Origin of the sequence: Paenibacillus etheri (assembly GCF_001012825.1) — a bacterium.
GTDB lineage: Bacteria > Bacillota > Bacilli > Paenibacillales > Paenibacillaceae > Paenibacillus_AQ > Paenibacillus_AQ etheri.
On the sequence record NZ_LCZJ02000033.1, the window covers coordinates 88,170 to 102,507 of the forward strand.

A 14,338-nucleotide genomic window follows, 5' to 3' on the forward strand; every position below is an offset into this window, starting at 1 on the left:
TTGTTAGGTAAACCATAAAAAGATTAATGAGGGATCCTCTTATTTAATAGTGAATAATGACAGTTTGTCCTTTAACTGTCCTGAAGCACTTTCCAGCTTGCCTGACAGCGAAACGAGTTGGTCACTTACATTTTGCTGTTCATTACTTAGTGAAGCCACTTCTTCGGAAGTCGCTGAAGATTGTTCGGCTACAGCACTTACGTTACCCATTGCTTCTGACAACACAACCTGTGAATGATTCAAGCTACTGATCGCTGTCGTCACCGATTCCAGACTAGTAATGAACTCATCCATCTGTCCTTTTACGGATACAAAGATATCACTCGTGCTCTTCACCGAGTTTATTTGCTCTTTGAAGAGAGGTGCCACTTCAGATAATACAGCTTCCGTTTCGTTCATTTCCGTTATGATCTTATCGGTGATTCCAGCTACAAGGGCAATAGACTGCTTAGATTGGTCGGCGAGCTGTCTCACCTCATCTGCTACCACCATAAAGCCTTTACCAGCTTCACCTGCACGTGCGGCTTCTATCGTCGCATTTAATGACAAAATATTCGTCTGCTGTGTGATACTCTTCATCACATCGAGCACCTTAATCACTGAGAATACTGTTTCTTTCAAATTATTAACACGCTCGACAAGTGCACTCGTCTTTTCCCCAGTACGGCTAGTCTGATCTAGTAACTTCGTTAATTGCTTTGCACCTTGAGCACTAGCTTCTCCAACCCCGCGTGCTGCCTCATCCATCTCACTGTTGGCACTAATCACGGTCTGCATTTGTGTAGCTATCACATCTGTAAGCTCATTACCACGTTCGGCCTCAAGTGCCAGACTACCTGCTCCTCCAGCGATTTCTTCCGTAGCGGCTGCGATTTCCTTCGCCGAGATAGCTGTTTTACGTGAAGCTTCTCCAAGCTCGCCAGCGGTCTCCAGCACATCTCGTGCGGTTTCTCTCGTTTGCGATACAAGCTCAGTAATACGCTCCATCATCAGATTAAAGGACGCTGATAGTTGGCCAATTTCGTCCTTCGACACATATTGTGTACGAACACTTAAATCGCCGCTGGCACCTTGAACCATAAGATCTTTTAAACGTGCCAGAGGACGGGCAAACATACGAACCATCCAAATCCCGATTAATATCGCCAGTAGTGCCGCAGCAGCAGCCGTTATAAACGTCGTCAACAGAATCGGATGGGCTTCCTTCACTAACTCGTCTGTAGGAACTATACCAGCGAGCTTCCAATCCGCGCGCATCATGGGATTTAACACAGCCAGTATTGGTTTGCCGCTTGAATCTTTGACATCTAGACTATTGTTATTTTTTTTACTCTCTTTAATAAAAGAAAACTCCGATGGTTTTCCATCGTCTATCGGATTAGAAGAAGCCACAACTGTACCTTGCGGAGACACAAGTTGAATACGGGAGCCGTCTCCCAGCTTCACACTTGCGAAGGATTCTTCCAACAGTGTATTCTTCAACACAAGCATGATTATGTATCCTTTGTCAGCTCCCAGACTTTTAAGAGATCTTACCAACGCAATATCTTTTTCATCCGCTCCTTGAAGAGAGGTAGGGAACCAAATATTCTTAGCGTCGCTATTGTCAGCGTCTGAATAATATGAATTATATTCTTTAGAATCGGCCACAATATTCTTGAACCATTCTTGTTCTCGTAATCCATCAAAATAAATGCCACCACTGCCAGATGTAATGATATCATGCTCAAGTGACTCCGGAATCAAAGAGACACTAAGAATATTAGAATCTGTTGTAGTCTGATTAGACAACTTTTTACTTATTGCACTTGTTGATTCAAATTTCTCGTAAGCAGTGTTCGCAGTAGCCATTGATCTAAGATCCGTTTGCAACTGCGCATCAAAAAAAAGCTGTAATACCATATTCTCATACTGTTTCAAGGTAATATCTAGCTTCTCAGCAGTCTGAATAATAGTCTGGCGGTAGGCTTCGGATGCGTTATTCTTTATCGTTGATTTCGCCTTCGAATACGATATAAGACCAAGTGACATAACTGCGATTACGGTGGAGCACAGGAATATTAGAAATAACTTTACGCCGACGGATTTAACAGGATTCACTCTCTTGACTTGCCTTCCCCAACCTAACATCCTATTATTTCCATCTAGCTTTGATGTCTTTCCTGTTTCATTACTCTGTACATTTGCGGACTTTTTATTATTCTTCTTCATCTCTAACCTTCTCCCTTTATGCTTTTCACTAATACTATCTTGATCAGGATCCCCATCTTGATCATCTACACGCTAATATTAGAGGACATATGAAAGCGCTAACCATATTATATATCGGTTTATTAGGCCTTTTTTCTTAGCTTTACGATACTTTTTTTATAACTTTTAACCTATGTATTCTCAGACAAAAAAACCCCCTTCGTTCTACCCTCCTTTTTGGATTTATTTGTTAGTTACTAATATATATATCTTATTGTTAGCTTTGTCAAAAGAAAAACAGAGATGCTCTTATAGAAAGAACATCCCTGTATCTTATTAAAATTTTCTCTTACGCATCATATCAAAGTATGCTACGGGCTGATCTACCTTCATGCGAACACGTTGCAGAGGATGACGGGCTGCATCAAGCGGGTTACCTGCTTCATCCCACAATTCCGCTACAGTCTGCTTAAAAAATGTATCATTCGGTCCAAAGAATTCAACTTCCTGACCAGGCTTGAAGTGATTGCGTTGCTGAATGAGTGCCATTCCACTGTCAGCATCGTATTCTAGGACAAGTCCGGCAAAATCATAAGGAGCTGCTTTTTCTTCAGGCTCATAAATATGATCTTCATGATCCGGAGTATCATGGAAGAACCCTGTGTTAAGCGGACGATTCGCCGCTTTGTTAAGCTCATCCAGCCACTCTTGCTTCAACTCGTATCCTTCCGGATCAGCCATGTAAGCATCAATGGCTTTACGATAAGCGTTAACTACAGTAGCTACATAGTGAATCGACTTCATCCGTCCCTCGATCTTGAAGCTGTCAATGCCCACTTCAATGAGTTCAGGGATGCTTTCCAGCATGCACAAATCCTTAGATCCCATGGAGAAGGGATTGTCTCCTTGCTGATGCAGTGGAATCTGAGTTACACCTGGAATCAAAGGTGCCGGAGATTGTGCTTCAGCTTCAGCTTGATCTTCTTCAGACACCCAAGTGCCTTCAGGACGCGCATCCTCGAACAAATCATATTTCCAGCGGCAAGACTGACAGCAGCCTCCGCGATTAGAGTCACGGTCTGTGAAGTGATTGGATAATACACATCTACCGGAGTACGAGGAGCACATCGCACCATGGATAAAGCTCTCGATTTCAATATCAACATGCTTCTTAATCTCAGCAATCTCTTCTAGGCTTGTCTCACGTCCGAGTACTACACGTGGCAGGCCCTCTTCTTTCCAGAAGGATACAGCTTGCCAGTTCAGTGTAGACTGTTGAGTACTCAAATGCACCTCTAATCCAGGTACTAAACGGCGTGCTGTATCTACAATGACCGGGTCAGCTACGATAATGGCAGCAATGCCAGCTTCATATAAGTTACGCAGATATTCTTCAATCCCTGCGACATCTTCATTGTGAGCATAAATGTTCGTTGCAACAAATACCTTAGCGCCATATTTCTTGGCGAATTCAACACCTTCACGCATTTCCTCAAAGCTGAAATTGTCTGCTCCTGAACGCAAACCGTATTTCTGCCCTCCGATATAGACAGCATCCGCACCATAATGTACTGCGAATTTTAATTTTTCTAAATTACCGGCCGGAGCTAGGAGCTCCGGTTTGTCCAGACGGTAACGTTTACCCTTGTATTGCGGCTTTGTCATGGTTCCCATTCCTGTTCTCCCCTCCATTGCCCCACAAAGTGATATCTACACCTGATTACTTGCACCTTATCTTTGCAGGGAACTTAAAACACTCATTAAATTAAACTTAATATACTTGCTCTTTATAGAAAAATCCGAAGCTTAGCTCCCGTTCTGGATCCTGCAACGTTCTGATTGCTTCCATCCAATCCTCTTGGAAAGAATAACCCTCCGGATCAGCTACATAGAGATCTATCGCTTTGCGATAAGTCTTAACAACCTCTACATTATAAGCTGTTGATTTCAACAATCCCTCAATCTTAAAACTTTGTACGCCTGCAGCCATAAGAATATGAAGATCTTCCAAAATACAAATATCTTCTGAACTCATGATATGGGTACCGTTCTCGTCTTCATAGATCGGGAACTTTTGGTCATCTCGTTCTGCCTCAATCAAAAATAGACCACGTTCCTTGCCAAGACTGCCGCCCTCACTTGGACGTCCTTGATGAGACATATAGCTTTCTACAAGCTTACGCTTGGAATGGTATATATTTGTCATGCCGTGAACCTGAACCTGTGCCTCAACCTCTAAGAGCGGAACCATTTCCGTCATTTCATCCATATTCAACTCACGGGCAAGAACGACGCGAGTAGCGCCTTTACGCCCCCAATAATTCGCGGTTGCGTAATTGGTAGAGGTCATTTCCGCATTCCAATGCAGATTCATGACCGGCGCTTCCTTCTTCACTGTGGTTAACACAGCAGGATCACCAAATTCAACACCGTCAACACCAAGTTCACCTATAGCCTTCACATAGGCGGGGAGCTCATCCAGCAGACGATTGGACATGAGCCCACCCAGTCCAGCATATACTTTGCAGCCACGCGCATGTGCCATTTCTACAACAGCGGCTGTATCCTCCAGAGAGAAATGTCCGGCAAGACGCATGCCGAAACGGTCATCTCCGATGAGCAATGCATCTGCTCCGGCATCCAGCAAAGCAGCAGATTCCTCTAAGGATGCTGCTGTCACTAGCAATTCCGGTTTGTTAGTCATGTTGTACCTCCTACTTGTACAGTTGTTTCAACCGCACCACTCTTCATTTTAATATTTTATTTCGATTCTTGCTTGCTTTTTTCGATATTGGCTAAATGTTCCTTATAGGTCTTAGCAAACAGATGACCCTGTGTACCATCTTTCTTGGTCACATAGAAGTAGTATTCAGAAGCCTCAGGTTCGAGTGCCGCCTGAATAGAGGCCAACCCTGGATTACTGATAGGTCCCGGAGGAAGTCCAACATTCTTATACGTATTATACGGACTGTCAACTTCCAAATCTTTAAATAACAGTCTTTCCTTCTGTTTATCGAGCAAATATTGAACCGTAGCATCAATCTCCAGCTTCTGCTCTTTCTTTAATCGGTTATAAATCACGCCAGCGACTAGCGGACGTTCACTATCTACCACGACTTCCCGCTCGACTAACGCGGCCACAGTCAACAGCTCATGTAGCGACATTCCACGTGCTTCAAGCTTTTGCTTCCAATTCGGAATCGTATCCAGTTTCTTCTGGAACTGATCCAATAACGCTTCTACAACTTCCAGCGGTGTACTATCCTTCGCTAGTTCATATGTTTCTGGGAACAAATACCCTTCAAGACGATGACGAAGGTTCTTATCCTGTGGGATACCTAGAACATCAATTCCCTTCAAGCCCGCACCGGTATCCATTATTTCGAGAAAAATAGCAGCATCCTGATTCCAAGCTTCAGCAAGCTTCTTGGCAATCTGCTCAGCAGTATATCCTTCGGGAATTGTAAACGTTATGGTCTCTTCCTTAACAACATCACCAGCATTTAACCTCTCGATGAGCTCGTCATAGGTGTCTCCTGGACTAGCAACATAAGTACCAGCTTTGAAGCTGGAACCTTCTTTGGTCCATTTCAAATATCCCTTAAAAAAAAGACTGTTGCGAATAATGCCATTTTGTTCGAGCAGATCAGCAATTTCGGCGCTGCCCATGCCCTTCTCTATCGTAAATGTTACGGCAGGTCCTGCAGGCTCTACCGGCTGCATCCCGTTCCAAATGTACCAAGCGCCCCCGCCTCCTGCTGCTACCAGCAAAAGTATAACGATAAGCACAGTACGGATTGCGGATTTCAAGTCTGGTTCCTCACTTTCCGACTATAAAGTATAAAAGGGCATTACTTAAAATTCAATACAAACTTCATTTGATCGTCCCTGAATCTCAGGAATTGAAAGTTGAATTCTCGAAAAAGAATATCACATATTCCAAGCAAAAAGAGCGCGGAATTCTCCGCCCTCTTCCGTGCTCATCATAAATGTAACGTACATGTTTAAGATTTATTCTGCGTCATCCACTGGAAAAGTCATCTCATCATATAGCTCAGAGATGTCTTCCCACTCTTCATCATCCACGATGTTCTCTAGTTCCGGAAGTCCGTTAGGAGAGACAACGATACGCAGGATTTCATAATCCACGTCTTTATCAGAGCCTTTCAGCACCGCATAGCCGCGATCACCGACTTCAAATTCGGCGATAATATCGTAAATGGAAGACTTGCCCTGCTCATCTTCCAGTTCTACTGTTTCTCCATAGGCTTCCTTAAGGCGCGAAGTCCATACCGCTTGATCAGCGGATACATCAGTCATTCTCCGATCCTCCGTCCAACTCGTCAACCAGTGTGTTGAAAGTCTCTTCGACAATCGCCCACTCCTCGTCATTATCGATCATGAACAATTGAAGATCGTCGCCTTCTTCCACATAACGGAACGCATAAACCTCATCGGTTTCTTCGTCCTCAGAATCAAGCGGAACCACCATCATGTACTTAGCGTCCGAGCCATCAACCTCAAACTTCATAATGACCTCGAATTCCTCTTCATTACCTTCCTCATCGGGAATATAGATAATTTCCGGTTCTTCCTCTTGGCCAATCTGTTCGTTTGTCATATCCTCGCACCCCTCACCTTTTACTGTTAGCATCCAAAAAATTTTGCAAAATCAGGGCTGCAGCCATTTTGTCTACAATCCCTTTGCGTTTCTTCCGGCTGACGTCTCCTTCAATCAGCACCCGCTCTGCGGACACCGTCGTCAGACGCTCATCCCAAAGGTGTACGGGAATTGCAAATTGCTCCCGCAGCTTGTCAGCGAACTCTATGCAGATTTCGCCCCGGGGTCCTACTGAGCCGTTCATATTCTTCGGTAGACCAACTACAATCTCTCCAATTTCGTGCTCCGTAACAAGTTCACGAATACGTTCGAACTCATTACCAGTACCTCGGCGCTCAATCGTTTCAAGAGCTTGTGCCGTCCATCCAAAAACATCGCTTGTGGCTACACCGATTCTACGGTCGCCGTAATCCAGTCCTAACTTCTTCATCATCTGGGATTATCCACCTTGTGATTGACGAGGTAGAATCTAACCAGCTCTTCAATCAGCTCATCACGTTCTTTTCTCCGGACCAAACTTCTCGCATTGTTATGACGCGGAATGTAAGCCGGGTCTCCGGAAAGTAGATACCCTACGATCTGATTGATCGGATGATACTCTTTCTCCACCAGTGCATCGTATACAGCGAGCAAAATTTCCTGGGGAGAAGCTTCCTTTTCGTCGCCCTTCACATTGAATTTGACCGTTTTGTCCATGGAGTCCATTTGTGACACCTTCCTTCTGCAAAATCACCCTAAAAGGGCGGCTTCGCAAAGTTGCTACTGTGCAGCTCACTTGCTTCCTTTATCATAACATATTCATAGCCCAACGAGGAAATCCTGCGCGTGGAATAACGCTTTTTTTGGCATTTCCTCTACAAAAATAATGATATTTTTGGCTTTTAAGCTATTGTCAAGCACAATTATTCATGAAAATCTAACCACCTGTTAATAAAGAGTAGCGGTACTGATGTCAAGCTCTCAGCACCGCTATGTTTTTCGTAATACGTTTAAATCAAGAAATAGTTTCGTGATTTTTATTTATGCTAGGGAAGCCACTAATTCTTCTGCTTTAGCCAATGCCTCGCTAAGCTTGGAAGCATCTTTACCACCAGCTTGTGCCATATCTGGACGTCCGCCACCGCCGCCACCGCATACTGCTGCAACTTCTTTTACAATCTTACCAGCGTGGAAGCCCTTCTTCACCAGATCCTGTGGTACAGCTACAACAAAGTTCACCTTGTCGTCCATGGCTGCACCCAGAACAAGTACAGCATCCGGGAGCTTGGATTTCAATTCATCTGCAGTAGATCGCAAAGCGTCCATATTTCCGGCTTGAACAGCAACAGCAAGAAGCTGCGTATCTGCGCCAACTGTCTTCACACTGCTTGTTAGTTCAGCAGCAAATGTTGCGCTCAGCTTAGATTGCAAGGATTCGTTCTCACGCGAAAGCTCACGAACTTGATTATGCAGTGCTTCAATCCGTTTTGGAACATCGTTCAAAGAAGACTTCAGTAGACCCGCGGATTGCTTGAGCAGATCCAGTTGACTCTCAGTGAACTGATAAGCGTAACGACCAGTCACTGCCTCGATGCGGCGCACTCCGGAACCTATGCCGCTTTCGCTAAGCAGCTTGAAAATCCCAATCTGAGACGTGTTGGTTACATGGCATCCACCACAAAGTTCAAGGCTGTAATCGCCGACTTGAACGACACGGACGATATTTCCATATTTTTCACCAAATAGTGCCATGGCTCCCATAGCTTTAGCTTCATCAATCGGCTTGTTCTCAATGACTACATCAAGGCCACGCCAGATTTGTGCATTCACGCGATGTTCAATGTCGCTTAGCTCTTCCGGTGTAATCGCTCCGAAATGGGAGAAGTCAAACCGCAAACGTGCGCCTTCTACTAGAGATCCTGCTTGATTCACATGACCGCCAAGAACCTCTTTAAGTGTTTTGTGCAGTAGATGAGTGGCTGTATGGTTCTTCACGATATCTTCACGCTGTGCACGATCCACTTCAGCGCGAACCGTTTCTCCTACTTTCAATTCTCCAGCTTCCACAGTTACCAAATGTACATGTTGACCATGTGGAGCTTTAAACAAACCTTTTACCTTAGCTGTAACCGAACCGCCAGTAAGCACGCCTGTGTCACTCACTTGTCCACCACTTTCAGCGTAAAACGGTGTTGCCTCAAGAATCACTTGGCACTCTACGCCTTCGCCTGCGGTGTCCACCAATTCGCCACCCACAACAATAGCCATAATTTTCGACTCTGTTACCGAGTCATTATATCCAACAAATTCACTTTTAACCGTCAGATCTGCTAATGCGCCACCTTGGATCTTCATGCTGCCACCGTCATGACGTGCAGCTCTTGCACGGTCACGCTGTTCTTGCATAGCGGCATCGAAGCCTTCACGGTCTACAGTTAATCCTTGCTCTGCTGCGAAATCTTCAGTCAGGTCAAACGGGAATCCGTAAGTGTCATATAACTTAAATGCATCGGCTCCAGCAATCGTGCTGAGTCCATCTGCTTTTGCTTTAGCGCTAATCTCGCCCAAGATAGCCAATCCATCGGACAATGTCTCGTGGAAACGTTCTTCTTCTGTACGGATAATCTTTGCGATATATTCACGATTCTCGACAACGGATGGATAATACACACCCATAATCTCGCCAACGGTTTCCGTCAGCTCATGCAGGAATGGACGGTCCAGCCCCAAAGTCTTTCCGTAACGAACGGCACGGCGCAGCAAACGACGGATAATATAACCACGACCTTCATTAGAAGGAAGTACTCCATCACCTACGGCAAAAGTAACCGTACGCACATGGTCAGCGATAACTTTAAGTGCGATATCCTGCTCAACATTATCTTTATAAGTTACACCAGCAAGCTCAGCAGTTTTTTGAATAATCGGTTGGAACAAATCGGTGTCGAAGTTGGAATCTACATCTTGCAGAATAGAAGCAAAACGCTCCAATCCAGCACCCGTATCAATGTTCTTGTTCGGAAGCGGCGTATAGCTGCCATCCTTGTTATGGTTGAATTGTGAGAACACTAGGTTCCACACTTCAAGCCAGCGCTCGTTTTCTCCACCTGGATACATTTCTGGATCACTCATGTCGCTGCCGTAAGCTTCGCCACGGTCATAAAAGATTTCCGAACAAGGACCACAAGGGCCTTCGCCGATATCCCAAAAGTTCTCATCTCCCAGCTTAATGATGCGCTCTGCTGGCAATCCTACTTTTTCATTCCACAGCTTGAAAGCTTCTTCATCCTCAGCGTACACGGTTACGGAGATACGTTCTGGATCGAAGCCGATCCACTCCTTGCCAGTCAAGAATTCCCAAGCCCATGTAATAGCTTCTTCTTTGAAATAATCGCCAATAGAGAAGTTACCTAGCATTTCGAAGAACGTATGGTGACGGCGTGTCTTCCCTACATTCTCGATATCATTGGTACGAATACATTTCTGCGAGTTCGTCAGGCGCGGATTCTCAGGAATCTCACGACCATCGAAATATGCCTTCAGCGGTGCCATACCTGCATTAATCCACAACAGCGATGGATCGTTATGCGGTACTAGGGACGCACTAGGTTCAATCTTATGACCTTTACTTTCAAAAAACTTAAGCCATTTAGAACGAATTTCACTTGCTTTCATTATTTACAGCTCCCGTCTCATCTTTTTAATTCGGCATATGCGCCGGAATTTTCTAAAAAAAAAACAAAAAAACGCCCCTGAATAATTCAGGGACGATTAATATCGCGGTACCACCCTGGTTATCGTCTTGACCCGATTCACGGGAAAGTTACAGACGATCGCCTTGTCGCGGCTGATAACGGGTGCCCCCGGTAAGTTTGTGATCTCACACTCCGAAATTAGCTTTCCACCGGCCTGTCTTCAAGGTTCTCACAGCCATTACGAAATGCTTTCGTAAAGGAACCCGTTCTCTGATCAAGCCATCCTCCGGCGTACTTCATTTTCATCAACGTTTTATCCGATTTGCATTTTAACATTTCAAGTATAGCCAGTGCCCTTGCATCTGTCAATCTGGGGAAATGTGAAGATAAAGTGAGGAAGTATGATTTTTCTAATGGTGAACTAAAGCACTGAAGAATATAGTAAAATCCCAGTTGATTTTTTTGGTAAAATATGTATCGTTAATAGCACTCCAGGATACACATGCTTCTCAAGATAATTCTAAGGAGGATTACAAATCATGCTGCGCAATAAAGTAACTGATGAGCTATCGATTTTTGAAGTTAAGTCTATACCACTACGTTTTATTGTCAGTCTCATTTTTATTCATATTCTCTTCACTCTAGTGGTTAACCTTATCCTTTTTGCAAATGGAACTTTAAGCGTTATTGCCAAAAGCACAAACGGATGGATCAACGAAACGTTAGCTGCAAATCTGTTCGGTCTTGTGTTAGAAGTGGTTATATTCTTATGTATGATAGCTAAATTATCGCTAAGGGATTTGGGGTTAACAAAGAAAAAAGTATTTGCAGGAATGATCGGCACTTTACTATTTTGGATCGCTATTAACATGGTTGATTTAGGTATGACACTGCTGACTCACTCTAGTTTATCATTCAATAGTGATATATTTAGAAATTCGAATGTCGTCTTTACTGAGCTCTTGGGTCAGATTTTCGGAAATGCTTTACTGGAAGAAGTTTTGTTTCGGGGCTTTCTGCTAGTTCAAATTTATCTTTTATTAAAAAAGGTCAATAACAATACTTCACGCATTGTATATGCAATGTTTATTTCACAATCGATTTTTGCCGCCATACATATTCCAAACCGTATTTACTCAGGATTAGTTGGACTGGACTTTGTTTATGATTTCATTATCCTTGTAATTCTAGGGGTCATATTCTCACTACTCTATGTCTTAACCAAGAATCTATTTTTCGTGATAGGCGTCCACTCCTTAATGAATGTTCAAATTATGTTTTGGGATAGTAGTTTCACTAATACAGCAACTTTAATCTGTGTGTTGTTACTGACTTGTCTTTTAATTTGTTTCAAAAGGAAGGAATTCCGAGCGCAAAAATCAGAGGGGGCAGTGCCAAGCTGAATAGATGGAATCGGAGAATTTTCTAGAATCGCGACTGACCCAGTTGTAAACATAATCAGCTAAAGCAAGCAGTCGATAACCAAAACGGAGGGCAGCAATTCTCAAGTAAATATGAGAATTGCTGCCCTGTGCTGTATTTTTACGTTTTTAATATAAAAGAGCTACGTTTCCGTCAGCTGGCGTAGGCAGTACGTAGCCTTATCAACAATTCTAAATCAGCTTGTGCGCAAACCACTTTTCGCCCCTGAAGCGCCACAGAAAAATGCCCCCGCGAACGGCCCACTCGCAGTTCATCGCCAGCCAGACACCCATGACGCCGTAGCCCAGTACGATCCCAAGGATGTATCCAAAAATTACCCGAAACAGCCACATCGTCAACATTGAGGTAATTGAGGTGAAGCGGGAATCTCCTGCTGCCCGCAGCGCGGACGGCAAAATAAAGCTGATGGCCCACAGCGGAACTTGAGCAATGGAATTCACCAGCAGCACCACAAACAGATCATCAATGATCTCGGAAGGTGGGGAAAAGATCGATACCAGTGGGTGGAATAGCGGCATCAGAATCAAGGCAATCAACGCCAAAGAGCCGGACCCGATCCAGAGGAAGGACTTGATGAACTTTCTGGCTTCAGAGACATTCCCTCGCCCGATACATTGGCCGACCACCGTTACAATAGTTAGCGACAGCGCGCTGGCTGGAATTTGAAACACCAGAGCCAGCGAGCCGGCAATGGCATTGGTCGCAATGGCATAAGTGCCCAGGCTGACAATAAACACCTGGGTGAGCAGTTTCCCCCCGTTGAAGAACATCTGCTCCGCCGCGAACGGCACACCGATGAACATGATTCTCCGCAGCATGGTCAGAGGGATTCGGAATAGGTCACGAAAACGCACCCGCAGGGCCGTATCCACCTTGAACAGATACACCAGGGCACAAACCATCCCTGCATACCGCGCGATATTAATCGCAAGCGTCATCCCCAGCACACCCATGTGCAACAGGTAAATAAAGACCACGTTCAGGATAACATACAGCAGGTTCATGATGAGCGACAGCATCAAAGAAGCCCGTGTCTTGCCCACTCCTCGCAGAGCTCCGCATACCGCCTGAACCACCGCGATGCCCAGATATGAGATGCTGCTGCCAATCAGGTAGATGCGGGCATTGTCCAGCACTTCGGGTGATGCGGTTCCGAACAGAAGGTTCAATATAGGAGAATGGAAGCCCATCAGCAGCAGACCAATTCCCAAAGCGATCAGCGACACCGAGGCGACCGAAGCAGCCGTGGCCTGGGACACCATCCGGTCGTTTCCGCTCCCTTTATACTGCGCGACTACCACTGTCCCCCCGGTTGCAACCGCCACGAACACATTGATCAGAAAAATATTCAGCGAATCCACCATATTCACTGCACTGACCGCCGCCATCCCGGACGAGCTGATCATTGCGGTATTTACCAGATTAAGTCCAATAATGAAGGCTTGGTCAATTAGAATTGGAATAAATAAAGCTATAATTTGCCGATAATCCATCCCCTCCCCAGAAAGATATTTCTCCAGCAATCTTTTCTTCTGAAGACTAGCACGAAGCTGCATAACATATCACATTCTTTTCTGTAAAATGGAAAAAACTCTTCATCCGAAGAGCTTTTCAACAAATTATACCCATTAAACCGGGGCACTTTACATTTAGTTTACTATAAATTAACTATTAAGTCTTTAATCAGGGAGAATAGATTGAGCCGTTAATTTAATCTCATTTCAATCTATTGATCTTCTTTGTAGTAACTTGCGCAGGAAATGAATCATCACTGCCTTCATAAAAGACTTCAATGCCGTCACCTTGCTTATACTTGCTAGGAGCTACTTTACTTACCCAAATAGCCTGACTATACTCCCCAGACGCTACTAGTTTCTTGTAATCTTCATTTAGATCTTCTTTTTGTAGCTGCGAAATCACGAGGATTCTTTGGTTATCTGTATCTACAGTATGGATCGTTCCTATAAACAACTCGCTTTCTGAACTACAAAAAGATTCATTTTTAGATTCATAGACTCTCTCCTTCAAGGTTGGAACTTCGATTGACAAGGCTGAACGATGTCGCACCTATTGTATGATATTTCATCTAAATTATATCTTAATAACACTTAAAGCCGCTGCAATAATACAGCATTTTGTCCAGATATCCTCTTCACTACATCTAAAAACTGCAAATTCCATAATCGTATCCATATACACCTTCGTAGTGAGGTTCCGAGAGAAGGACCGTATTGTACTTATTCCCTAATAACAAGCCCATTCCCGGGTGACTTGGGGCGGATAACGGCGCTGGCTCGCTTACGTTACCATCAGCACATTGTATTCGGTTTTTCGCATACATTTGGCTCGTTTACGTTACTGGCGGCACATTGTATTCGGTTTTTCGCATACATTTGGCTCGTTTACGTTA

12 protein-coding genes are annotated in these 14,338 nt (G+C 44.4%); 1 reads left to right on the plus strand and 11 read right to left on the minus strand.

Translation table 11 applies throughout. The features are described from left to right. Nucleotides 1-39: 39 nt before the first annotated feature. From UQ64_RS20130 to alaS, 9 genes are all read right to left on the minus strand, one after another. The gene (locus tag UQ64_RS20130) at nt 40-2,211 is read right to left on the minus strand and encodes a methyl-accepting chemotaxis protein (RefSeq protein WP_060625273.1); all 2,172 of its coding nucleotides are present in this window, start codon (nt 2,209-2,211) and stop codon (nt 40-42) included. Nucleotides 2,212-2,526: 315 nt separating this feature from the next. Then, a complete protein-coding gene (locus UQ64_RS20135) occupies nt 2,527-3,864 on the minus strand; it encodes a peptidase U32 family protein (protein ID WP_060625274.1) in 1,338 nt (445 codons plus the stop codon). 97 nt (nt 3,865-3,961) lie between these two features. Continuing rightward, a complete protein-coding gene (locus UQ64_RS20140; protein WP_060625275.1) occupies nt 3,962-4,894 on the minus strand; it encodes a peptidase U32 family protein in 933 nt (310 codons plus the stop codon). A gap of 56 nt (nt 4,895-4,950) precedes the next feature. Beyond that, entirely contained in the window at nt 4,951-6,000 is a 1,050-nt protein-coding gene (gene mltG / locus UQ64_RS20145; RefSeq protein WP_245238116.1) for an endolytic transglycosylase MltG, read from the minus strand. Nucleotides 6,001-6,201: 201 nt separating this feature from the next. After that, nucleotides 6,202-6,510, minus strand: coding sequence for a DUF1292 domain-containing protein (locus UQ64_RS20150; RefSeq protein WP_060625276.1), 309 nt, complete (start codon nt 6,508-6,510; stop codon nt 6,202-6,204). Beyond that, nucleotides 6,503-6,811 (minus strand): DUF1292 domain-containing protein, encoded by a 309-nt coding sequence (locus UQ64_RS20155; protein ID WP_038569507.1) that lies wholly within the window; start codon nt 6,809-6,811, stop codon nt 6,503-6,505. The genes UQ64_RS20150 and UQ64_RS20155 overlap by 8 nt, the downstream gene beginning before the upstream one ends. A gap of 13 nt (nt 6,812-6,824) precedes the next feature. After that, nucleotides 6,825-7,241, minus strand: coding sequence for a Holliday junction resolvase RuvX (ruvX, locus tag UQ64_RS20160; protein ID WP_060625663.1), 417 nt, complete (start codon nt 7,239-7,241; stop codon nt 6,825-6,827). After that, nucleotides 7,241-7,516 carry an IreB family regulatory phosphoprotein gene (locus tag UQ64_RS20165; protein ID WP_042125473.1) on the minus strand — a complete coding sequence of 92 codons (276 nt, stop codon included), beginning with the start codon at nt 7,514-7,516 and terminating at the stop codon, nt 7,241-7,243. The genes ruvX and UQ64_RS20165 overlap by 1 nt, the downstream gene beginning before the upstream one ends. Before the next feature lie 315 nt (nt 7,517-7,831). After that, on the minus strand, nt 7,832-10,465 hold the full coding sequence (gene alaS / locus UQ64_RS20170) for an alanine--tRNA ligase (protein WP_060625277.1): 2,634 nt from the start codon (nt 10,463-10,465) through the stop codon (nt 7,832-7,834). Nucleotides 10,466-11,024: 559 nt separating this feature from the next. On the opposite strand from alaS, the gene UQ64_RS20175 reads away from it, so the two are divergent. Beyond that, on the plus strand, nt 11,025-11,888 hold the full coding sequence (locus UQ64_RS20175; protein WP_060625278.1) for a CPBP family intramembrane glutamic endopeptidase: 864 nt from the start codon (nt 11,025-11,027) through the stop codon (nt 11,886-11,888). Nucleotides 11,889-12,098: 210 nt separating this feature from the next. On the opposite strand, the gene UQ64_RS20180 is transcribed toward UQ64_RS20175, so the two are convergent. Both UQ64_RS20180 and UQ64_RS20185 read right to left on the minus strand, forming a co-directional pair. Then, a complete protein-coding gene (locus UQ64_RS20180; RefSeq protein WP_060625279.1) occupies nt 12,099-13,484 on the minus strand; it encodes an MATE family efflux transporter in 1,386 nt (461 codons plus the stop codon). 160 nt (nt 13,485-13,644) lie between these two features. Then, a complete protein-coding gene (locus UQ64_RS20185) occupies nt 13,645-13,995 on the minus strand; it encodes a DUF3221 domain-containing protein (protein WP_082651220.1) in 351 nt (116 codons plus the stop codon). Nucleotides 13,996-14,338: the final 343 nt, after the last annotated feature.

Excerpts from the sequence above, each read along its gene's own strand:
- UQ64_RS20130 (WP_060625273.1), bottom strand. The coding sequence starts at position 2,211 with ATGAAGAAGAATAATAAAAAGTCCGCAAATGTACAGAGTAATGAAACA.
- UQ64_RS20135 (WP_060625274.1), bottom strand. The coding sequence starts at position 3,864 with ATGGGAACCATGACAAAGCCGCAATACAAGGGTAAACGTTACCGTCTG.
- UQ64_RS20140 (WP_060625275.1), bottom strand. The coding sequence starts at position 4,894 with ATGACTAACAAACCGGAATTGCTAGTGACAGCAGCATCCTTAGAGGAA.
- UQ64_RS20150 (WP_060625276.1), bottom strand. The coding sequence starts at position 6,510 with ATGACTGATGTATCCGCTGATCAAGCGGTATGGACTTCGCGCCTTAAG.
- UQ64_RS20155 (WP_038569507.1), bottom strand. The coding sequence starts at position 6,811 with ATGACAAACGAACAGATTGGCCAAGAGGAAGAACCGGAAATTATCTAT.
- ruvX (WP_060625663.1), bottom strand. The coding sequence starts at position 7,241 with ATGAAGAAGTTAGGACTGGATTACGGCGACCGTAGAATCGGTGTAGCC.
- UQ64_RS20165 (WP_042125473.1), bottom strand. The coding sequence starts at position 7,516 with ATGGACTCCATGGACAAAACGGTCAAATTCAATGTGAAGGGCGACGAA.
- alaS (WP_060625277.1), bottom strand. The coding sequence starts at position 10,465 with ATGAAAGCAAGTGAAATTCGTTCTAAATGGCTTAAGTTTTTTGAAAGT.
- UQ64_RS20175 (WP_060625278.1), top strand. The coding sequence starts at position 11,025 with ATGCTGCGCAATAAAGTAACTGATGAGCTATCGATTTTTGAAGTTAAG.
- UQ64_RS20180 (WP_060625279.1), bottom strand. The coding sequence starts at position 13,484 with ATGCAGCTTCGTGCTAGTCTTCAGAAGAAAAGATTGCTGGAGAAATAT.